At 68.8% G+C, this 20888-nt stretch carries 19 protein-coding genes and 1 pseudogene; 7 read left to right on the top strand and 13 right to left on the bottom strand.

The features are described from left to right. Positions 1 to 39: 39 nt before the first annotated feature. Entirely contained in the window at positions 40 to 933 is an 894-nt protein-coding gene (locus AB0N29_RS19810) for an IclR family transcriptional regulator (RefSeq protein ID WP_364869667.1), read from the bottom strand. 137 nt (positions 934 to 1070) lie between these two features. After that, a complete protein-coding gene (locus AB0N29_RS19805) occupies positions 1071 to 2684 on the bottom strand; it encodes an AMP-binding protein (RefSeq protein ID WP_364869664.1) in 1614 nt (537 codons plus the stop codon). A gap of 134 nt (positions 2685 to 2818) precedes the next feature. Here AB0N29_RS19805 and AB0N29_RS19800 point away from each other — a divergent pair, with 134 nt between their 5' ends. Together AB0N29_RS19800 and AB0N29_RS19795 are read left to right on the top strand one after the other, a co-directional pair. After that, the gene (locus AB0N29_RS19800) at positions 2819 to 4033 is read left to right on the top strand and encodes an ABC transporter substrate-binding protein (protein WP_364869661.1); all 1215 of its coding nucleotides are present in this window, start codon (positions 2819 to 2821) and stop codon (positions 4031 to 4033) included. 119 nt (positions 4034 to 4152) lie between these two features. Beyond that, complete coding sequence (locus AB0N29_RS19795) at positions 4153 to 5277, top strand: LLM class flavin-dependent oxidoreductase (protein ID WP_364869658.1); 1125 nt, start codon at positions 4153 to 4155, stop codon at positions 5275 to 5277. Positions 5278 to 5287: 10 nt separating this feature from the next. Here AB0N29_RS19795 and AB0N29_RS19790 read toward each other — a convergent pair whose 3' ends face one another. The 9 genes from AB0N29_RS19790 to AB0N29_RS19750 form a co-directional block, all read right to left on the bottom strand. After that, positions 5288 to 6079, bottom strand: a complete 792-nt coding sequence (locus AB0N29_RS19790; RefSeq protein WP_364869654.1) for a LuxR C-terminal-related transcriptional regulator — start codon at positions 6077 to 6079, stop codon at positions 5288 to 5290. A gap of 69 nt (positions 6080 to 6148) precedes the next feature. Further along, a complete protein-coding gene (locus AB0N29_RS19785; protein ID WP_364869652.1) occupies positions 6149 to 6853 on the bottom strand; it encodes an ATP-binding cassette domain-containing protein in 705 nt (234 codons plus the stop codon). Beyond that, the gene (locus AB0N29_RS19780) at positions 6850 to 7626 is read right to left on the bottom strand and encodes an ATP-binding cassette domain-containing protein (protein WP_364869649.1); all 777 of its coding nucleotides are present in this window, start codon (positions 7624 to 7626) and stop codon (positions 6850 to 6852) included. The genes AB0N29_RS19785 and AB0N29_RS19780 overlap by 4 nt, the downstream gene beginning before the upstream one ends. Continuing rightward, positions 7623 to 8648 carry a branched-chain amino acid ABC transporter permease gene (locus tag AB0N29_RS19775; protein ID WP_364869646.1) on the bottom strand — a complete coding sequence of 342 codons (1026 nt, stop codon included), beginning with the start codon at positions 8646 to 8648 and terminating at the stop codon, positions 7623 to 7625. The genes AB0N29_RS19780 and AB0N29_RS19775 overlap by 4 nt, the downstream gene beginning before the upstream one ends. A 4-nt stretch (positions 8649 to 8652) precedes the next feature. Then, positions 8653 to 9525: a branched-chain amino acid ABC transporter permease gene (locus AB0N29_RS19770; RefSeq protein ID WP_364869643.1), complete on the bottom strand. Its 873-nt coding sequence runs from the start codon at positions 9523 to 9525 to the stop codon at positions 8653 to 8655. A 3-nt stretch (positions 9526 to 9528) separates the two neighbouring features. Beyond that, the gene (locus AB0N29_RS19765) at positions 9529 to 10746 is read right to left on the bottom strand and encodes an ABC transporter substrate-binding protein (RefSeq protein ID WP_364869640.1); all 1218 of its coding nucleotides are present in this window, start codon (positions 10744 to 10746) and stop codon (positions 9529 to 9531) included. A gap of 116 nt (positions 10747 to 10862) precedes the next feature. Continuing rightward, positions 10863 to 12404, bottom strand: a complete 1542-nt coding sequence (locus AB0N29_RS19760; protein ID WP_364869637.1) for an AMP-binding protein — start codon at positions 12402 to 12404, stop codon at positions 10863 to 10865. Further along, on the bottom strand, positions 12401 to 13495 hold the full coding sequence (locus AB0N29_RS19755; RefSeq protein ID WP_364869634.1) for a phosphotransferase family protein: 1095 nt from the start codon (positions 13493 to 13495) through the stop codon (positions 12401 to 12403). The genes AB0N29_RS19760 and AB0N29_RS19755 overlap by 4 nt, the downstream gene beginning before the upstream one ends. 62 nt (positions 13496 to 13557) lie before the next feature. Further along, the gene (locus AB0N29_RS19750) at positions 13558 to 14187 is read right to left on the bottom strand and encodes a hotdog domain-containing protein (RefSeq protein ID WP_364869631.1); all 630 of its coding nucleotides are present in this window, start codon (positions 14185 to 14187) and stop codon (positions 13558 to 13560) included. 99 nt (positions 14188 to 14286) lie between these two features. Here AB0N29_RS19750 and AB0N29_RS19745 point away from each other — a divergent pair, with 99 nt between their 5' ends. Further along, entirely contained in the window at positions 14287 to 15042 is a 756-nt protein-coding gene (locus AB0N29_RS19745) for a tyrosine-protein phosphatase (protein ID WP_364869628.1), read from the top strand. A gap of 791 nt (positions 15043 to 15833) precedes the next feature. Next, positions 15834 to 15965 (top strand): tyrosine-type recombinase/integrase, encoded by a 132-nt coding sequence (locus tag AB0N29_RS19740; RefSeq protein WP_364869625.1) that lies wholly within the window; start codon positions 15834 to 15836, stop codon positions 15963 to 15965. A 174-nt stretch (positions 15966 to 16139) separates the two neighbouring features. Here the strand turns inward: AB0N29_RS19740 and AB0N29_RS19735 are convergent, their stop codons facing one another. Further along, positions 16140 to 17462, bottom strand: coding sequence for an NtaA/DmoA family FMN-dependent monooxygenase (locus tag AB0N29_RS19735; RefSeq protein ID WP_364869622.1), 1323 nt, complete (start codon positions 17460 to 17462; stop codon positions 16140 to 16142). 15 nt (positions 17463 to 17477) lie between these two features. Next, positions 17478 to 17930: pseudogene (locus AB0N29_RS19730) on the bottom strand (flavin reductase family protein). Positions 17931 to 18117: 187 nt separating this feature from the next. On the opposite strand from AB0N29_RS19730, the gene AB0N29_RS19725 reads away from it, so the two are divergent. From AB0N29_RS19725 to AB0N29_RS19715, 3 genes are all read left to right on the top strand, one after another. After that, entirely contained in the window at positions 18118 to 18480 is a 363-nt protein-coding gene (locus AB0N29_RS19725; RefSeq protein ID WP_364869619.1) for a MerR family transcriptional regulator, read from the top strand. Between the two features lie 975 nt (positions 18481 to 19455). Further along, positions 19456 to 19764: a DUF2442 domain-containing protein gene (locus AB0N29_RS19720; RefSeq protein ID WP_364869616.1), complete on the top strand. Its 309-nt coding sequence runs from the start codon at positions 19456 to 19458 to the stop codon at positions 19762 to 19764. 465 nt (positions 19765 to 20229) lie between these two features. Then, entirely contained in the window at positions 20230 to 20826 is a 597-nt protein-coding gene (locus tag AB0N29_RS19715; RefSeq protein WP_364869613.1) for a hypothetical protein, read from the top strand. Positions 20827 to 20888 lie beyond the last annotated feature (62 nt).

The following is a 20888-nucleotide window of genomic DNA, read 5'->3' as shown; positions in this document are numbered from 1 at the left end:
CGCACCCCACACCGAGGGGTGGGGCGCGGGCCGGCACCGTCAGACGGTGAGGATCGAGCTTTGGCTCAGGGGGGACGCGGTTGCAAGGCTCGAGGCCGCAGTGGGCTTCGTCGAGCGCTCCACCGCGAGCGGCCGCACCTCGGGGTAGTCGACCTCACGGATCTCCTCGCGTTCGGCGAGCGCGATCTCCTCTGCGATCGCCTTCTCGAGCCGGCGGGCGATCTTGCGGATCAGCGGGAGGTGGAGTCGCACGAGACCGTCGAACCGCTCTCGTGCCATCGAGACCGAGAGCGCCGCGATGGGCCGGCCATCGGGCTGTCGCACGGCAACGGCGACCCCCGACACCCCGGGGTCCGCTTCCTCGCGGTTCGTTCCCCAGCCCTGCTCGCGGACCAGCGCGAGCTCCTCGCGCAGCACGTCGAACGACGTGATGCTGTGCTGCGTCCGGGCGACCAAGCCCCCGCCACGCTCGACCCGGTCCACGACCTCGTCCCAGGGCAGGTCAGCGAGAAGCACCTTGCCGGATGCGGTGCAGTGGGCGAAGAGCATGCTGCCGGCTTCGGCATGCTGCTGGACGACCCCGTCGTCGCCGAGGACCCGTGCCACGAAGATCAGCCGGCGGCCGTCCCAGACCGCCAGGTGACAGGACTCGTGGGTGGCGCGAGCCAGGCGACGCATGTACTCCGGCGCATGCTGGCGGAGCGCTCGAGCCTCCACGACCTCACTGGCCATCGTCATGATGCGCCAGCCCAGACGGTAGCGAGAGCGTCCGGTGCGCCGCAGCAGGTCGATCGACGCCAGACTGGAGACGATCTCGTGGGCGTTGGACTTCGGGACGCCCAGCACCGAGGCAATCTCGGTGACGCCCCACTCGGGACGACTTCGAGTGAAGAGCTCCAGCACCTGACCGGTGCGGACGATGGTGTTGAGCACGCGCAGACCCCTTCCCGCCCCTGTGACCCGGGGCACAATCCGATTCTAGATTAGATTCGGATTCTCTGCGAGCGGTGGTTTGACAAAAGCCGGACCAGTTCCACCCGCTCGGGGTCGGGCCGCACTGCGGCCCCCGGTCATGCACCACCGATCTGCTGGTCGCGTCCCTCCCAGTACGGCGCGCGGAGGACGCTGCGCTGCACCTTGCCCGCCTCGGAGACGGGGAGCGCGTCGACGAAGACGACCCGGGACAGGCGCTTGACCTTGCCGAGCCGGTCGCGGCTGATGGCGATCAGTTCATCCTCCGTGACGGCCCTGCCGTCTTCGCCTTCTGCGCGCACGACGGCAGCCAACGGCGTCTCGCCCCACACCTCGTGAGGGACGCCAACCACGCAGGCAGCACTGACGCCCGGGTGCTGGGTCAGCAGGTCCTCAAGCTCCAGGGGCCAGATGTTGTAGCCACCGGAGATGATCATGTCGTCCTTGCGGTCGGCGAGGAACAGGTAGCCGTCCTCGTCGAGGTAGCCCATGTCCCTCGTCAGGACGCTGCCGTCCGGGAGGAACCGCCTCGCGGAGGCATCCTCGTCACCCCAGATGCCGGACATGGCGCCCGGGGACCAGGCGGCCACCTCGCCGACCTGTCCCTGCGGGAGCGGTCGCCCGTCGTCGTCGACGATGGTCACGACGACGTTGGGCGACGGACGGCCGGCGCTGCGGAGCCGCCGGGCCTGCTTCTCATCGCCTTCCAGGACGTGCTCCCACGGCATCAGCATGCACAGCGGGGCGACTTCGCTCTGGGCGTACATCTGGTGGAGCACCGGGCCGAAGACCTCCATCGCCCCCCGCATCGTGGACGGCGAGATCGGCGATCCGGCGTAGGTCAGGCACCGCAGGCTCGAGTAGTCGCGGGCTGCAGCCGAGTCGTCGGCGAGCACCTTCTGGATCATCGTTGGGACCATCGCGGTGTACGTCGCCCCGAGCTCCTCCACCAGTCGCCCAAACTCGGCCGGCTCGAACCTGCCCATCGGCGCGATGGTCGCCCCGACGGCGATCATGCCCCACAGGTAGGCGACGTTGAGGTGGGCCAGCGACCCAGCGGCCAGGTAGACGTCGTGCTCGGTCAGCTGCGGGGTGCGCCAGCGCCACTCGCTGTTGTAGGCCAGCCAGCCGCGTACGTCGTAGTAGATCCCCTTCGGCTTCCCGGTCGTGCCGCTCGAGAACCTGATGATGTGCACGTCCTCGGGTTTCGCGAGCACCTCGGGCACGTCGGCGGAGGCCGCGGCGAGTGCGTCGTCGTACCGCTCGAGGCCGGGCGCACCCTCGTCGCCGAGGACGAGCACGACCTCGAGATCGGGGAGCTCGGCCAATCGCGACTCAACCTGGGCCAGGTGGGCCGGGTCAACGATCAGCACCCGGGCGCCGATCCTGCCGAGCAGGTAGATGTTCGTGTCGATCGAGTAGTAGGTGTACAGGGTCGCGATCGGGGTGTTGCCGAGAGCGCACGCGCAGTTGATCTCGACCGTCTCGTACACGTTGTCGGCCAGCACGGCCACGCGCTCCTGCGGCGCGACGCCCCGGCTGCTCAAGGCGTTGGCGAGCCGGGAAGCACGATCGAGTACCTCGCCCCAAGTCAGCGTGCGCCCCTCGTACTGCACTGCCCGGTTGTCCCGGTGCATCCATCCGGTCTGGCGCACGATCGTTCCGAGATCCATCGAGACCACTCTCCGCTCCGGGCCCTCGTCGGCCCACAACTCGCACCGTGGTCCGCGCCGCCGGCGGGGACAACGCGCGTCCGGGATCCCCGAACGACGTTTCCCTCAATTTCGTGACGGCGGTCACCTTGTGAACCCCCGCGGCCCCCGGCCGCACGGCGAAAGGAACGGTCATGGCTCGACGCTCGAGCAGCACCCGCACCAGGTCCTCGGTCCTGGCTGCATCCGGCAGCACGCTCCTCCTGCTCCTCGCAGGGTGCGGCGGCGGAGGAGCCAGCGCCTCCGACGACGAGCTGGTCATCGGCACGACGATGCCGATGAGCGGTCCGCAGGAGGCGCTCAGCAACTCCTACCACTCGATGAAGTCCTACTTCGACAAGGTCAACGCCGAGGGCGGAATCGACGGCGTCAGGATCAAGCTGGTCGTCAAGGACGACCAGTTCAACCCGGTCAACACCCCTGCCGCCATGCGCGCGCTCGTCGACCAGGACGAGGTGCAGATGCTGTGCGCCAACCAGGGCTCCGGCACCTTCGCGTCCGTGCGCGACTACCTGACGAGCAAGGGCGTGGGTTCGGTCCCCATGACCGGTGAGTCCGCGCTCTTCCAGGGCGACGCGACCGGGTTCGGCGTCCTCACCCCGTACGAGCTCACGGCCGCCACCCTCGTGCGTCACGCCGTCGAGGAGATGGGCCTGTCCAAGATCGCGATCGCCTACACCGAGGACGGCATCGGGCTGCCGTTCAAGTCGGGCGCGGAGCAGCAACTGGAGGCGGCGGGGCTCGAGCCGGTCGCCGAGGTGCAGCTGAACGCTGCGGCCACCGACCAGAGCGCAGCCGCGGCCAAGCTCCGGCAGTCCGGCGCCGAGATGGTGCTCTTCAACCACGTCGCACCCGTCGTGGGCCAGGTCGTGCGAGCAGCCACGAAAGTCGGCTTCACCCCGCAGTGGGGGTTGTCCTACCCTGCGCTGAACGAGCAGGTCGTGGAGCTCAGCGACGGCGCCCTGGTCGACCACGCCGTCTTCGTGACGCCCTTCCCCGACCATGACGACTCGGTCCTGGCCGACTACCGGGAGGCGATGGCGGAGGACAACCCGGACGTCGACGAGACCGACTTCCTCACGGTGGAGGGTTGGGTCGTGGGCTCGGTGTGCACCGATGTGATCCGGCGGGCTGTCGAGACCGCTGGAGGCGTGCCCGACCGCGAGCAGCTGCTCGACGCGCTCGCGGAGACGACTATCGACTCCGAGCTCGTCAAGGGCCTGGCCTGGACCCGTGACTCCCGTGACGGGTCCCGCGACCTGCGGATCGTGGCCGCGACCAACGAGGGCTTCACCGAGGTTGCACCGTATGCCGAGGCGCCGGAGGTGAGGCTCGGCGAGGAGCACTGACTCGTCCGAACGACGGATGCCGCGTCGGCCGATCGGCAGATGTGCCGCTTCCGCCGGCGCGGCATCGTGCTTGCGAGTCGCTGGTCGAACGTCACCGGCGCGGATGAGGAGGCGAACCGATGAAGATTGCCACCGAGGTGCCATGGGGTGAGCGCCGCTTCACACTCCCGTTGGAGCGCATCCGACGCTGCGAGAAGTTCGGCTTCGACGCCGTCTTCACAGCGGAAGGGGTCGGAGGGGATTCGCTGACGCCACTCGGCTACTTGGCGGCGGTCACGAAGCGGATGCAGCTGGGCACGCACGTCGCCACCCTCACTGCTCGCCCGCCTACCACGCTCGCTCAGGGCCTCATGACCATCGATGCCATGGCCGGAGGCGGTCGCCTCATCGCCGGAATCGGTGGCGGGTTCCCGAGCTCGGCCGAAGGCTGGCACGGCGTTCCCTGGGCGCGTCCGGTGAGCAGGATGCGTGAGTATGTCGACGTGGTTCGTCAGGTATTCGACACGGCTGGCGCCTATGCTGCCGACGGCACCGAGATCGAACCTACCGAGTTGTACGCCGAAGGCGTGCGCGAACGCCTGGGCGCAGCCGTCACGCTGCAGGGCACTCACTTCAGGATCCCGTTCGACGGGCCCGGTTCCCTCGGTCTGCGGCCATGGGTCAACACGCTCGAGCGGGCACCTATGCCGCCAGTAGTCCTGGCCGCAGTCGGACCGGCGATGATCGCCCTGACAGCGGAGATCGCTGACGGCTGGTTCCCGTGGGGCTTCGCCCCTGGGATGATGCCGGCTTTCGAGCCGCTCCTGGCGGCGGGCTTCGAGAGGGCCGGCCCGGAGAAGCGGCGTGACGACTTCGACATCTGGGCCATCGTCGACCTCGTAGTGAGCGAGGACGTGCGCGCCGGCCTCGACCGGTTTCGGTCGTACATTGTCGATTGGGCTGAGCCGCTCCGCTTCCAGACGGAGGCACTGGGATTCTCAGGCTTGTGCGACCGGCTGACCGAGCTCACCGCCGCCGGCCGTCACGCTGAGGCGCTGGCCGCCGTGCCCGACGAGCTGGTCGACACGATGTTCCTCGTCGGATCGCACCGGCGCATCGCCGAGCGCCTGCCGGCATGGTTCGACTCCGGCGCCACTGGACTCGTCTTCCGCTATGGGCCGCAGGTCCAGCTAGGCCGGCACGCCGACCTCGTCGAGGACCTCGACGTGTGGGAGACGATCAGCCGGGCAGCCGGGCGGCTCTGACCGACATCCCTCACCTGCCGAGCCATAGGGAGACTGCCTGGGCACGGTTGGCCGCGTCGAGCTTCTGCAGTATGTGGGACACGTGCGTCTTGACCGTCCCCTCTGAGACCCGCAGGCGTCGAGCGATCACCTGATTGGTCTCACCGGCTGCCAGATGGCGGATGACCTGCTGCTCCCGAGCGGTCAGACTGCCGCCGCCCGGTGCGAGCGGCTGGCGCTGCGGCGCTGGGCCACTAGGACGGGCCGTGGAGGTCCAGGCAGCCACGGCGTCGCGCTCAAGGTTCCGAAGTCCGTCGTGCAGTAGCAATCGACCGAGATGCGCGGCCAATCCTTCAGCGGCGAGGCGTAGCACGTCGCACTCAGCGTCATGAACCTTGCGCTGCTGGAAGTAGCAGTCGGCGTGGACCATGCCGATCACCGTCGACCCGACGGTGATCGGCACCACCGCATAATTGTCCGATCGGGAGATTCGCGCGATGCCGCGGTGCACGCGCGGATGAGCTTGCACCTCGGGCACCACGAGTGTCCGCTCGAAGCTCACTACGTCCGACTCGACGACCGTATGCAACGGTGCCTGCTCGTTGCGTCCCGCCTCGATGATCGCTGCGGCCCACGCAGAGTCGCGGTGCACGTGCATCGCCTCGGGGACCCACATTCCTTCATCAACGCGTGACACCAGCACTCGGTCGAAGCCCAGTCGCCCAATCAGTTCTGGAGCGTCATGGGTGAGGACTTCGACCGAATCGGCGGATCGGAACCGACTCATTGCATGGAGAAGGGCTGCGACGAGGAGACCGTTCACGATTGGCGATGGACCCCCCGGCTCGGGACCGAACGAGATTCCAACGACGTGACTGACAGAGGCCGTATGTCAGACGCCGAGGTAGGCCTGCTCGATGACGTCCCGGCCGCTGGCGACCAGGTCGAGCTCGCGGACGAAGGTGCCGCGGTCCAGCAGGAGCACGGTGTCGCACAGGCGCTCGAGCAGGTGGGGGTTCTGCTCCATCAAGACGATGGCCACTCCGTGGTCCCGGATGACCGCCAGGGACTCACCTAGCCCGGCGATGGCCACCGGCGAGAGCCCCAGCGACGGCTCGTCCAGGACGATCGTGCTTGGCTGCTGCACCAGCGCACGCCCCAAGGCCAACCACTGCTGCTCACCACCGCTCATCGTGCCCGCGCGATCGTCGAGCTTGGTCCGCAGCAGGGGGAAGATGTCGCAGACGCGATCGAGCTCTGCGCGGCCCAACGGCTTGTCCGCGCCGTACGCCGCCATCTCCAGGTTCTCGCGGACGCTCAGTTGCGCGAAGATCATCCGACCCTCAGGCACGAGCGAGAGTCCGCGCCGGACTCGCTGACGCACCGAGAGGCCGTGCACCTCCACGCCGTCGAGCACGATGGTCCCGGCCTGGGTCGACAGCACGCCGTGCACCGTCTGGGCCAAGCACGTCTTGCCCGCGCCGTTGCGGCCGATGATTCCGACCGCGCTGCCGCCCGAGACCGACAGCCCGACCTCGTGGACGACCGGAACCCCCGCGCGGTACCCGGCCTGCAGTCCGTTGATCTCGAGCGTCATCGCGACCCCTTCAGTTCACTCGCGCCGGCACCGGCCGGCTCGGTCGGCCCGAGGTACGCGTCGCGGACCTGGGTGTCGGCCAGCACGCTCTCGGGATCGCCCTCGGCAATCATGGTGCCGGCGTTGAGGACGAGCAGCCGGTCGCAGACGGCGGAGACGAGGGAGACGTCGTGCTCGACGAGGCACAGCGCGAGGTCCGGGCGCTCGTCGCGGTAGCGGCGCAGGGCCGCGACGAGCTCGGTGCGCTCCTCGGCGCTGAGCCCCGCGGCAGGCTCGTCGAGCAGCAGGAGGCGGGGTTCAGCCGCCGCCGCGCGAGCGACCTCGGCGAGCTTGACCGCGCCGTACGGCGCCTCACGGGGCAGCAGGTGCCCGTAGTCCGCGCAGCCGAAGAGCTCAAGGAGCTCCCGACTCCGGGTCCCGTGCCCGTGCGATGTCGTGCGCCGGTGCCGGCCGAGGCGCTCACCCGCCTGCACGTTCTCGTGCAGCGTGAGCGAGGCCGCCATCTGCGGGTGCTGGAAGGTGCGAACAATGCCCCGGCGGGAACGTTCCCCCGCCCGTCGCCGGACCAGCTCGACGTCGTCCATCCGGATGCTTCCGGACGTCGCCAGGTAGACGCCACTGAGCACGTTGAGCAGCGTCGTCTTCCCCGATCCGTTCGGGCCAATGAGGCCGAGGTGGTCGCCGACGTCCAGGACAAGGTCCACGGAGTTCAGGGCGACGACGCCGCCGAACCTCATGGTGAGTCCAGTGCCGGTGAGCAGGTTCGAGGTCATCGCCTCCGCCTTTCCGCGAGGAGGGCCACGGCCCGGTCGATGAGCCCGCCGAGGCCGCCCGTGCCGAGCATCAGGGCGGCGAGCAGCACGAGGCCGAAGACGACGCCGGAGGCCGAGGCCGGGACGAAGTTCTGGATGTTCGGGGGCAGCGTGCCCACGACCAGGCCGCCGAGCCACGCTCCGGCGACGTTGCGGGTGCCGCCAATCAGTCCGGCCACGAACAAGGAGATGGACAAGAAGGTGACGAAGATCGTCGGGTTCAAGAAGCCGACGGTCAGGGCATAGAGCGCGCCCGCCACAGCTCCCAGGACGGTCGCCCAGGTCCACACCCCGATCTTGACGATCGTCGCCCGGATGCCGAAGACCCGCGCGGCCGGTGAGGACTCGCCGACGAGGAACAGGCTGATCCCGAACCGGCTGCCGGTCGCCCACAGCGTGAGCGCCGCGGCGATCAGGAAGACCGCAGAGACCACGACGAGCATCGTCATGGAGGACCCGTCGAGGAACGTGTCCCCGATCATGACGGGCGGGACCGGGGTCCCTGCGTCGCCGCCGGTGAACTCGCGCAGGTAGATCGCGAGGTCCGGGATGGCGAAAGCGAGGGCGAAGGTGGCGAGTGCGGTGAAGATGCCACCGAGGCGGACCGTCGGGATGGCGAGCAGCACGCCGACGACCGTCCCGGCCGCCAGCACCGACAGCGACGACAGCAGGAGCCCGTGCTCGTTGTTGAGCATCCAGGCCATGACGTATGCACCGGTGGCCATGTAGGCGCCCGCGGCTAGGTTGATCTCGCCGAGCACACCGTTGATGGCGTTGTTCCCGAGCACCGCGATGGCATAGATCGTGCCGATCACCAGCGAGTACCGCACCGTCGACTCGTTGACCGCGCCGGCTAGGAGCACGGCGGCGGCCACCAGGGCGGTGGTGACTACGCGAATCGGCAGGAGTCGACCGCGCCCCGAGGCGAGTGTCGCGGCCCAGCTGTGCCCCGGCTGGGAGCGGGACAGGGTCGAGTCGGACATGGGGTCACACCCTCACGATGGGTCGACGTCCGAACATGCCGTGCGGACGGACGAGCAGGACGACGACCAAGCCCACGAAGAGGATCGTGGTGACCAGGTCGGGACTGATGTAGGCCGCGGTCAGGTTGGTCCCGAAGCCGATCAGCATGCCGGACACGACCGCGCCGACCAGGCTGTCGAAGCCACCGATGACGATGGCGCAGAAGCCGAAGACCAGGATGTGGTTCACGCTGGTCGGCGTGAGCGCGTAGATGGGCGCGATGAAGAGTCCGCAGATGCCGGCGAGTGCGCCGGCGACGACCCAGCTCGCCCGCTTGAGGGTGACGCCGTTGATGCCGAGCACCGCGGCGGCGGCGGGGTCGTCGTGGACCGCGCGCATCGCCACCCCGGCCCTCGTCTTGCGGAAGCCGACCGACAACGCGGCGACCACCAGGCCGCAGATGACGAACGACACCACGTCCGCCCGGCTCAGGTTGACCGACCCGATCGTGAGGGCGGAGCTGGAGCCCGCCGAGGGGAACGCCCGGGCCTGCGAACCGAACATGAGGTTCTCGAAACCCTGGATGGCGATGCTGACCCCGATCGTGGAGATGGCTGCGACCAGCAGGCCGAAGCGCTCGAACGGCACCACGACGAAGGAGCCGATCAGGCCGCCGACGACGGCTCCGACCAGGACGACGCCGATCGCCACGACGGCGTACGGCATGCCTCCCTGGTGCATCCAGTAGCCGACGTAGAGCGACAATGCGGCGATGTCACCTTGCGCGAAGCTGATGTAGCCCGAGACCCGGTAGATCACAATCAGGCCGATCCCCGCGAGGGCATAGATCAGCCCGCTCACGATCCCGGAGATGAGGCTCGACTCGAAGAGGAACACCGGTCACTCCGCGGCCGAGGCGGGGACGGCCGGGAGGTCCTGGAACTCGGTGAGCTCGACGAACTCACCGTTCTCGAGCCCGACGATCATCGCCTTCTTCTGGCCCGAGTGGTCCTCCTCGGTCCAGGCGAGGCCGTTGACCACACCGTCGTCCAGTGTGGTGCCGGGCATGGCCTCGACGACCTGCTCGCTGGTCGGCACCTTGCCTTCGTTGGCCTCGACTGCGCGCTCCAGCACCGCGGTGCAGGTGTCGGCGACGGACCATCCGAGCATGGCGATGGTGTCGGTCTGGTCGACGTCGGGCGCGCGCTCGTCCAGCACCTGCCGGAACTCCGCGGCCGCCTCGGACTCGCCCAGCACGAAGGGGGTGGAGAACACGATGTTCCCGCCGTCGAGCGAGGAGCCCGCGAGGTCGAGGAGCGCCTTGGTCTGGGCCGGCCAGGTCGCCCCCCACGTCGGGGCGTACCCGATCTTCTCCGCGGCCTTGAATACCTGGGAGATCACGGGCGCGGTGTTGTTGATGATGACGAAGTCCGCGCCGGAGTCCTTCAGCTTCGCGACCGTGGCCGACTGGTCGGGGGCAGTGCCGTTGAAGGCCACCTCGGCGACCAGGTCGAGACCGAGCTCCTCCATCTGCCACTTCGCGCCCGCGAGCGTGGGCTGGCCGACCGAGTCGTCGGTGTAGGCGATGGCGACCTTCGCCGCGCCGGCCGTCTCCGCGGCGTACTGGGCGAGCTGTGCCCCCAGCTGCAGGTAGTCGGGGACTAGCAGGAAGGACGTCTCGCCGGCGAGCTCCGAGGAGCCCGCACCCGGGACGATCCCGACGTTGCGCTGCTCCAGGTAGCTCTTGACCGCCATGGTCGTCGGTGAGCCCGCCGGGCCGCAGAGGAGCGCGGCTTTGTCGCTCTCGACGAGCTGGCGGGCGGCCGCAGGGGTGTTGGCCGGGTTGAGCTGGTCGTCCTTGACGACCAGTTTGACCTTCAGGCCGTCGATACCGCCGTTGGCGTTGAGCTCGTCGTAGTAGGCCTTCTGGGCGTCGTAGAGGACCGAGAGCGACGCTGCGGGGCCGGTGAGCGGACCGTACGCGCCGATGACGATCTCGGTGTCCGACCCGGCGCCGGCCGCGTCGCCGGATCCACAAGCGGCGAGCGACACGACCGAGAGAACGGAGACCACGCCGAGCGCCGTGCGGCGCGACCTGCGGTGGGGACTACGAGTCATGACTGGGTTCCTCCTGGATCGTCGCCCGGCCGGGCGAGGTGAGAGGAGCGTCACAGGAGTGCCGCCGCCGGGAACAGCGCTGTCCGGCACTGACGGACGTTGCCCTCGACAACCGTTCAGGTCGACGAGACGAGCTCGAACCGACGGAGTTTGCCGGTGACCGTGCGCGGGAGCGACTCGGTCCGGATTGTCCACCTGCGCGGCACCTTGAACCCCGCGAGCTCACGGCGCGCGAGGCTGCGCAGGTCCTCCTCGTCGACCGCCGCTCCGTCCGCTGCGACGACGAAGGCATGACCCACCTCGCCGTACCTGCGGTCGGGCACACCGACGACCGCGACCTCGAGCACCCCGGGGTGCGCGGCGAGCACGCGCTCGACCTCGGCGGGGTACACGTTGAGCCCGCCGCTCACGATCATCTCCTTCGACCTGCCCGCGACGTGGACGAAGCCGCCCTCGTCGACGAAGCCCCGGTCGCCGGTGTGGAGCCACCCGTCGACGACCGCGGTCGTCGGATCGCCGTCACGGTGGTGGTAGGACGACGACGTCGCCGGTGACCGCACGACGATCTCGCCGTGCTCGCCCGGGTCGGCCTCGCTGTGGTCCTCGCGCAGGACGCGAACGTTGGCGACGACCGAGCTTAGGCCGGCCGCGCCCCCGTGCTCGACCACGTCCGCGGCGGCGAGGTGCAGCATGGTGCTGGGGAACTCGGAGACGCCGTAGCCCTGGTGCAGGTCGAGGCCGGGCACGAGGGCCTTGAACTCGCCGATCTCGTCGGCCGGCACGGGCTCACCTCCCGAGAGCACCAGGCGCAGGGACGACAGGTCGCGTGCGGAGGGTGCGCCGGAGTCCAGGAGCATGCGAATCACCGACGGCGCGAACATCCCGGTGGTGACGCCGTGCCGCTCCACCAGCGCAGCGAGGTCGTCGGCGTCGAAGCCGCCGGTCGGCTTTAACACGACCGTGCCGCCGCGCCACAGCGTGCTCAGGGTGAGGCAGTGGAGGCCGGCGGCCCAGCTCAGCGACGGGACCACGACGTGGACGTCGTCGTGCGAGACACCGAAGTCGACCACCTGGGCCAGCGCGTTGAACAGCACGGTGCCGTGAGTGTGCACGGCACCCTTCGGGAACCCCGTCGTCCCCGAGGTGTACTGCAGCAGCGCCCGGTCCTCGCTCCGGACGTGGGCCGCGGGCGGAGTCGCCGTGGCCGCGACCAGGTCGTCGTACGCCACCGTGGCAGCGCCCTCGACGGCCGCCTCGGCCGCCGGGTCAGTCACGACGAGGAACTCCGGTCCCGAGCTCGTGCTTACGCCCTCGAGCAGTGCGGGCTCGGTGACCAGCCACCGCGCCTCCGAGTCCGCGACGATGTGCGCGACCTCGGCGGGCCGCAGCAGGTAGTTCATCGGCACCAGCACACCGCCGAGGTGCGCGACCGCGAACACCAGCTCGAGATACTCGGCGCGGTTCTTCAGGTAAATCGCGACGACGTCGCCCCGCTGGAACCCGTGCTCGTGCAGGCCTGTAGCGAGGCGGAGGACACGGTCGGTCAGCTCGGCGTAGCTGATGCGGCGCTCGCCGAGGACCACGGCCGTGTGCCGAGGGTGGTGGTCCTTCGACGTCCGCGGGCGGATGAGGATGTCGGCGAGTCCGAACAGGCTCACAGCGCCTCGCCCTCCATAGCGCGCACCGCGCGCTCGGCCAGCTCCGGCACCCCGGCTTCCAGGGCGTGGATGAACGGGTCGTCCGTCGTCCCGTCGACCGCCCTCTTGTAGAAGCTCTCCAGCCCGACCGCCGTCCTCCAGAAGGCGAGGGTCACCCACCACGACAGCGACGAGAGGTCGGCGCCGGTCGTGGCGGCGTACCGCTCCACCAGGTCCCTGCGGCTCGGGAACCCGCCGGTCGCCGCCGCGGCGGCTTCGGATAGCAGGGCACCCCGCTCTTGCGGACGCTCCGGATAGGTCGACAGCAGGTAGCCGAGGTCGGCGATCGGGTCACCCACGGTCGACAGCTCCCAGTCGAGGAGCGCGCGGACGCGGACCGGCTCATCAGGCGCGAACATGACGTTGGCAAGCCGGAAGTCGCCGTGCAGGAGGGTCGGCCTTCCGGCGTCGGCCGGGACGTGCCGGCGCAGCCACTCCTCGGCGGCCTCGAGTTGTGGCAGGTCCCGGGTCCGGTGGCTCTGCCACAGTTTCCCGAAGACGTGCAGCTGGCGAGCGGCGAACGCCTCACCCCGCCCGAGGCCGTCCAGCCCCGCGGCTGCGTGGTCGACCAGGTGCAACTGGATGAGTTGGTCGACGAACGCCAGCCCGGCCTCCCTCCGACGCTCCGGCGCGGAGAGGACCGCGGGGAGCGTCTTGGCGACGAAGACGCCCTCGTGCCACTCCATCACGTAGAACGGCACACCCAGCACTCCGAGGTCCTGCTCGACGTGGAGGATGCGGGGCACGGCGACCGCCGTGCTCGCGAGGGCCTGCTGGATGCGGGCCTCGCGCAGCATGTCATGCGCCTTGGGTTGGTACGGCGGCCGCGGCGGACGACGCAGAACGCCGCGCCAGTCCTCCCGCTCTACAAGAAACGTCACGTTGGAGTGACCGTCCCCGATCCGGGTGGCGCGCAGGGGGCCGGTGCCGAGACCAGCGGCGTCCAGCACGGCTGTGGTGGTGCTGCGGACCAGCAGCGGCGGGTGGGCCAGGTCGGCGGCGTCCGCCGGGGTGTCCACAACGTCGACGAGCTCAACGGTCTGATTGATCACCGTCGGATCGTGGGTCGCGCCGGTGCGGTCGGCAACGCCCGTTCGACAGTGCCGGACCTCTCCTACAGCGTCAGCCTGCCCAGCGCCGTCGAGGTGTCCGACCCACCCAGCAAGACGAAGTGGGTCTCGGCCGTGACCAGTGCAACGTCGGGTCGGTCGGAGAGCGCGATCGAGCCGGTTGCGACGGCGCGGCGCTCCTCCCGGCTCACCAGTTCTGCCGACACGACCAGATCTACGTCCACCGGCACAGGACGGCGGTAGCTCACCGTCAGCGTCCGGGTGACCCGACCCACGTCCATGAGGGCGCGCACCTTCGCCGTCACCTCGTCGAGGACCAGCGCGCTGACACCGCCGTGGGCGTACCCGCGGGGCCCCTCGAACGAGCGTCGCAGCCGCAGCCGACCGAGCACTCGGTCCCCGTCCCAGGTCAGGCTGACCGGCGGCGCCATCGGGTGCCCCGGCCCGACGACCAGCCCATGTGCCCGGAGCCCGGGCGGCATGGCCCTGTCCAGGCGAGCCGGCTCGGCGTACGGACGGGCTTCGCCGTGAAGGACGCCGATCGCCGCGGCGACCAGCTCCGCGGCGCGCGACAGGGCAGCTGCGTCCGAGTCGGTCGACACCACCCGCTCGATCAGGTCGCGCATCCGGGAGGCCAGGTGCTCCGCCGCTGCCAGTTCGTCCACGTCGCTCACGCGTGCAGGTTCGCGGCGAGCCCTTGCACGGGCAACACCCGTCCGGCTATCTCGACGTCGGCTCGTGTCGCCGCTCGATGGCCCGTAGGTTCGCAATCCATGCACTCCCCGCTGCCGCACCTGAGGTCCGTGGACAACTTCCGCGACATTGCCGGCGCCGGTGACGGCTACCCGGCCCGCGGCGGACGGCTGCGACCCCGGTCGGTGTACCGCTCCAACAGGCTCCTCCCGGACGAGGGGGACGGTCGGTACCTGGACTCGCTGGGGCTCGTCGCCGTCCACGACCTGCGCGACGCGGGAGAGGTCGAGCGGCACCCCGATCGGGCCCCGGCCGAAGCTCGCTGGTGGCACCACGAGGTCGCGGGCGCGGACCGCCGCGTCGTGGAGTCCCTGACCTCACCGGAGGAGACGACGCAGATGATGGTCGGCATCTACCGCGGCTTCGTGGCCGATTCCCGGCGCCGCAGCGGCTTCGCGAGCCTGCTGCGCACGATCGCCGCAACCGACGGTCCCCAGCTCCTCCACTGCGCCGCCGGCAAGGACCGCACCGGCTGGGCGACCTGGCTGCTGCACCACGTGGCCGGGGTCGACGAGGAGCTGGCGCTCGCTGACTACCTGCTCACCGACGACTACGCCGCTGGCAGTCGTACCGCAACCCTGGAGTCCATCGGGGCCCAGCACGGAGCGGACCGCGCGCCGGTCCTCGAGCCTGCCTACCGGTGCGACGTGCGGTACCTCAAGGCGGCCCTGGCAGAGGTACGACGCTCCTACGGGTCCCTCGACGACTACCTCATTTCTGGTCTTGGCGTGACGGCGAGGACCGCAGGCGTGCTGCGCAGTCGTTTGGTGGGCTGAGCGGACGGTCCTGCGACGCTCCCCCCACTTCAAGTAGCCGGCGATGCGAGGCATCCGGACCTGCCGCGTTGACGAAGACCCTGTTCTCCGGCGTGCAGCTTGACCTCCATCGGACTCGTCCACATGTCAGCGCCGCTCGACGACCAAGTGCTGCGGTTTGCCATGGCCGCCCACCTGGCCCGCTACTAGGGGCAAACCCGAGCGCATACCGCGTCTGACTTGTCCTCGTTGCTCACCTGGTGCAGCGACATCGGCCTCCCGCCACTGGCAGCGGAACGCGCGCCCATCGAGCTCTAATTGCAATGGCTACAAGAAATCAGGCAGCTCCGGCCTTCCACCGTCTCGAGGCGTCTCTCAGGGGTCGCCTGCCTCTACCGCACCTGCGTTGTCGACGGCGTCCTCGAGCACTCACCGGCCGAGTACGTTCGCCGCCGTCGAGTTCCCGTCGAGTCGCCGACCCCTGGGCTCAGTCACCTGCAGTTCGAGGCGATGCTGACCGCAGCGCGTGAGCCCGCCAGCGACAACGACTTCGCTCTCGTCGCGACCCTGAGCCTGCTCGGCTTGCGCATCTTCGAGGCAACCGGAGCTGACGTCGAAGCGATCAGCGAGGTGCATGGTCACCGCGTGCTGCGTGTGCATGGGAAAGGCGACAACAGCCGCCCTCGTCCCGCTGCCGGCGGCGGTTGGCCGCGCCATCGACCACGCAACGGACGGTCGAGACCGCAGTCCACTTCTACGCTCAAGCGCCGACATCGGATGGTAGACACGTCGCGACCCGACGGTCGAAGGCGTTGGCTGGCACCGCCGGCTTGTCGATGCAGCGCATGCACCCCCACACGCTGCGCCACACCGTGACCACCATGCTCGATGCCGGCGTTGACCTACGCGACGTGCAGATCGCCGCGCGCCACGCCGACCCCTGAACGACGATGCGATATGACCGGGCTCGCACCAACCTTGACCGTCATCCGAACTACGTCCTTGCCGACTTCATGTCATCGGCGACCTGATCGCCTCTGCCGAGTTTGGGTGCGCAATCGCCGGCGCCACCGCCGGTCCCCTTGTGGTGCGGAGATCGTCGTTGGGCGGGGTCGAGATCACGAGAGGCGCGGATCCGATCCGTACTGCCGTCCGACGCCCAGGTTTTCCCGCAGGGTCCTCCCGGGATATTCGGTGGGGTAGATACCGCGTGCCCTGAGGAGCGGGACGACCTCGTCGACGAAGGCGTCGACGCCATCCTCGTAGACGTCTGGGGAGACCCAGAAGCCGTCGACGGCGTCAGCCTCGAACCACTCTTGAAGGTGGTCGGCGTGGACGTGGCCGGGGCCGACGGTGGTGGGGTGGTAGTCGATCGCGCCGTGTGCCAGGACGTCACGCGGGGACCATCCCGCGCGCGCGACGGTTAGGGCATTGCCAGAGCGTGGGTCCACAGGCGAGGCGTGAGCGGCGGCGAGTTGCTCTGCGGTCATCGGTTGGTCGTAGTGGTCGGGGTCGATGCGTAGGCCTAGGAGGGCGCCGAGGTGGGGAAGGCGGGCGTCGATGACGTCGCCGGACAGGGCCAGGCGCCGGTCCAGCCCCTCGCGGACCGTCGGGGCGACCGTGGTCATGAGTCCGGCGAAGTACTTGATGTCGTCGGGGTTGCGTCCGGCCTGCCGGGCAGCGTTGCGCACCATCTCGCGCTGGGCGTGGGCCTCCTCGATCGTCCAGACCTCGGCGATGAATCCGCTGGCGTAGCGGCCGGCCAGAGCCAATAGGTGAGGGCTGGGTCCCCCCGAGGTGAAGATCACCGGCTGGCCCTGGTCCGAGGGCGGGATGGCCAGTGGGCCGCGGGAGGCGACGTACTCGCCCTGGCGGTTGATGGGCTGCAGCTTCGAGATGTCGAGGAACCGTCCGGAGGCCTGATCCTTGGTCCAGGCGTCGGGCTCCCAGCTGCCCCACAGCTCTTGCACGATCTGGATTGACTCGTGGGCGCGCTGGTAGCGGACTGCACGGTCGGCGACGCGCTGGCCGTAGTTGGCCGCGACGGTTGGGTCGCTGGTGGTGACCGCGTTCCACCCGGCACGTCCGTGGCTCATCACGTCTAGCGCCTTGAACTGGCGCGCGGTGTTGAACGGCTCCTGGAACGTGGTCGAACCGGTGGCGACGAAGCCGATGCGGCTGGTGGCTTGGGAGATGGCTGCCAGCTCCATCATCGGCTCCGAGATGTTCAGGATCCCTGAGGCCTCCACGTCGCCGCGGACGGCGGGGAAGTCGGGGGTGAACACGAACGCGAAGCCGCCGCGCTCGGCGGCCTGCGCGTAGCGGATGTTCGCTGCGATGTTTGCGTAGTTGCCGGGGTCGACGTGGGGCGCCCGCCAGGCGCCGGCGAGGTTGCCGTAGCCGGAGGTCAGGGCCATGCCAAGGATCATTTGCTTGCCCATCGGACAAGACTCCTTTCAGTGGGTGAGTGTGTGAATCGCGCTGTCGAAGAACACCAACGGACGCCGCGCGTGGTCTCGGTGCAGGCTCGTCACCTCGAGCAGCACCAGGGTGTGGTCCCCGGCCCGGACGGCCTCGCGTTGAGTCGCGGCGATCATCGCGAGGGCGCCACGGACGAATGCAGCACCGTCGACGGCGTCCATCTCGACGCCGTCGAAACGCTGAGCGGCGGGCCGGCGCAGGTTGTGCAGCACTTGCGCCTAGTTCTCTCCTAGGACGCTGATGCCCCAGCGCGTCGCGCCCTGCAGGACCGGCCAGGTGGTGGAGGTGTGTGCGAACGCCAGGGACACGAGGGGGGGATCCAGCGACACCGATCCGAGTGAATTGGCCGGCATCCCGACCGTGCGGCCCTTGACCTCGGCGGCGACGACGGCCAAGCCGGTGGCAAAGCCGGCGAGGGTCTGTCGCATCGCGGCGGGGGTCACCGTGGGGGTGGTCTGAATGGTCACGAGTCGATGGTCAAACCTTCACATCCATGGTAAGGTCAAATCGCTCATGGTCAGACCGCGGCCGCCAGTGAGAGCACTAGGTCGGGGCGCGGGCCGGGTACTCGGCGAGCCGCCGCGGAGCGCCCAGAACATGCAAGAAGGTGACACGGTGCGCATCGGCGAGTTGTCCAAAAGGACCGAGGTCCCCACCCGGATGCTGCGGTACTACGAGGAGCAGGAACTCATTACTCCGCGACGCCTGCCCAATGGCTACCGTGAGTACGACGAGTACCTCGTCGACCGCGTCCGCCAGATCCGAGGCCTGCTGGACTCAGGCGTCCCTACCCGTCTCATCGGCGACATCCTGCCGTGCCTCCACCGCAGGTCACAGATCGTGGTGGTCGCTCCGGACCCAGAACTGCGCGAGAGGCTGATCGAGCAACGCGACAAGATGACCGAGCGGCTCACCTTCCTGCAGCAGAGCCGCGACGCCCTCACCTCGTACATCGCGGCCATGGATCGCACAGCCTGAACCACCACGTGAGCGGGACCGGATCGTCTCCGCCCGCCGCGCTGCGGCCCGGAGCCTTTGAGCCAAAGCAGCAGGAACCATCCGGTTCTGCCGCTGTCCGTGCTCCTCAGCAAGCGGCGGCGGTGGGAGACTCGGGACCCTGCTCGGCTCTGCTTTCTCCTGCACGAACCGCCAGGGCGGCGAGACCAACGACTCCAAGCAGGGATATGACCGGGATACGTTCCTGGCGCACTTCTCCGCAGATTTGATAGGTGCCAGGCGGGGCATCCTCGACTGACGCTGGGTGGCCTGCTTTGAAGGGCTCGAAGACCGAGTCGACGTAGCCCGTCATCGCCCCCGCGAACATAAGCCCCGTCACGGTTCCGAGAGACAGGGCCAGGAACACACTGAGGACCCCGAGGCTGTATCAGCGGACACGCCTCTCTTGGACCAGGGAGCCACACCCGCCCAGCACTACCAGGGCAACGCTCCGCTCGGCGTCCGCGCCCCGGAGCACGAGCCACAGGGTAAGGGCACACCCGAAGCAAGCATCAAGAATGCTCGGAGGGCACTGGCCGCGAGGTGCACAGACATCTGGACAGGTTCCTGTTCCCAGCCGATTGCCACGTGGCAACGCACTCACCTGCCGCTGTCCGCGCCATGGACGTGCCAACGAGCGTGCGCTCGCAGGACGCTGTCCGGGCCGAGTGACGGATTTAGCTGAGGCGCTCCCAGCGCGGCCCTGGCCGTCCGCGTCCGCAGGTAGCCCCACTGAACTCAGCCAGCAACCCCCGCGACCAGCTCGCGGGGGTTGCTGCATTTTCGACCCGCGATCCAGAACCAACGGCGTGTGGTGAGCGTTCCGAAGAGCTAATCCGTCCCCTGGGCGCAGACGGCCGGCGACGCTGCTTACCGTTCGAGAAGCGCAGGCATCATGGTGGAGCGCTTCTCGCGCGAGACCGTGCCGGACCAAGTGGAGTTGAGAGGACCCGTGAGGTGGACGAGACCGACGACGACGCCCTGGTGGACCTGGTGACGGTCACTCATGTCCGGGTTCTTGGTCGCTATATCCTCGAGCTGGCTTTCGACACGGGCGAGGTCAGAGTCCTCGACATGGAACCCCTCATGCGAGGCCCGGTCTTTCAGCCGCTGCTCTCCGACTACGCCCTGTTCTGCCAAGTCACTGTCGACCCGGGCTCGGGCACGGTCCTGTGGCCCAATGGCGCGGATTGGGCGCCCGATGAGCTCTACTCGAGGAGCAAGAGCGCCGTGCCCTTCGCCAGTAGGCGCAAGAAACTCGACTGACGGGGCAGCAGAGGGCCGTTCGACAGGTCCCCGCTCCATGCGTACAGCGTCTGCACGGCGTCAGTACGAGTCCCGACTCAGCGATCGGTTGGCCCACCCACCCCCAGTGATACGTGGACCCGCACCGACCTGCCGTGACCCAGCCTTGAGGATGGAAGAACCCGCCGTGCTCTCGGGTACACGGCGGGTTCTGTGGATCACGCTACGACGACCTGCGCAGGCTGTCACTCGGTTTCAGGGACTTGGTGGCCGCACTTACGGTCGTGGTCTGGCAGTCCGCCTTCGATGACCCTGACGACTGCGTTGAGACTCACGTCCACAGCAGCCGGGCATCGAATCCGGAGCCTGAGCCGGGGTCGCTGTCAGGCACGCCGCTCGCAACGCGGAGACACTGCCGGCTAGCGCCGGCGGGACCTACCCTGAGCCTTGTATCGCGCACGCTGACACGGACCAGTCTGGGGAGCCATGAACATCAAGACCACGTCGCACACCGCCCTGGTCGCGACGCTGCTCGCTGCCACCATGACCGTCTTCGGCGCCCCAGCGACCGCGAAGTCTGCACCTAAGATCTACGAGGCAGTGGCTTTCGATGCCCCCATCGACGCGAAGGGCGGGGTCATGAACCCTGTCCCGTACTGCTCGAACTATCGCACCGAGCCTCGTGTCCGCTGGGTGCTGGCGAACGCCGAGACCGGCTACTCCCGCACCTTCAGGTGGCGCGGCTCCCTGCCGGGTCTCTACTTCCCCCGCGTAGAGGCCGGCACCTACCGCTCGACTGTCGTGGCATGGTGCGGAAAAGCCAAGGCCCGCGACGTGCACAGCGTTGAGGTGGGACAGAAGACCCACCAGACCACGGTCTCGAAGGCGGAGTTTCGTCGCGTCAAGGTCGGTATGACACCCCAGCGTGTCCGGCAGATCGTCGGCTACGGCGGAGTTGCCACGCCTGTGTACGCCGGGGAACGAACCCGTACCTACGACATGATGGCTTTCTGGCGCTGGTCGGTCGTCGTCTACAGACACGGCAAGGTCGTCAGGAAATACTGGGACGTCGACCACGACTAAGGGCGGTCCGCCTGCACAACGAAGGCATGCAGCCAAACCATCGGGGTATCCACCGGGCAGTT

It is taken from the genome of Nocardioides sp. NPDC092400 (assembly GCF_040684155.1).
In the GTDB taxonomy this organism is placed as follows: Bacteria; Actinomycetota; Actinomycetes; order Propionibacteriales; family Nocardioidaceae; genus Nocardioides.
The sequence above is the reverse complement of the archived record's forward strand: the minus strand, read 5'-3'. Positions and strand labels throughout refer to the sequence as shown.

Excerpts from the sequence above, each read along its gene's own strand:
- AB0N29_RS19800 (WP_364869661.1), top strand. The coding sequence starts at position 2,819 with ATGGCTCGACGCTCGAGCAGCACCCGCACCAGGTCCTCGGTCCTGGCT.
- AB0N29_RS19795 (WP_364869658.1), top strand. The coding sequence starts at position 4,153 with ATGAAGATTGCCACCGAGGTGCCATGGGGTGAGCGCCGCTTCACACTC.
- AB0N29_RS19785 (WP_364869652.1), bottom strand. The coding sequence starts at position 6,853 with ATGACGCTCGAGATCAACGGACTGCAGGCCGGGTACCGCGCGGGGGTT.
- AB0N29_RS19780 (WP_364869649.1), bottom strand. The coding sequence starts at position 7,626 with ATGACCTCGAACCTGCTCACCGGCACTGGACTCACCATGAGGTTCGGC.
- AB0N29_RS19775 (WP_364869646.1), bottom strand. The coding sequence starts at position 8,648 with ATGTCCGACTCGACCCTGTCCCGCTCCCAGCCGGGGCACAGCTGGGCC.
- AB0N29_RS19765 (WP_364869640.1), bottom strand. The coding sequence starts at position 10,746 with ATGACTCGTAGTCCCCACCGCAGGTCGCGCCGCACGGCGCTCGGCGTG.
- AB0N29_RS19745 (WP_364869628.1), top strand. The coding sequence starts at position 14,287 with ATGCACTCCCCGCTGCCGCACCTGAGGTCCGTGGACAACTTCCGCGAC.
- AB0N29_RS19735 (WP_364869622.1), bottom strand. The coding sequence starts at position 17,462 with ATGGGCAAGCAAATGATCCTTGGCATGGCCCTGACCTCCGGCTACGGC.
- AB0N29_RS19715 (WP_364869613.1), top strand. The coding sequence starts at position 20,230 with ATGAACATCAAGACCACGTCGCACACCGCCCTGGTCGCGACGCTGCTC.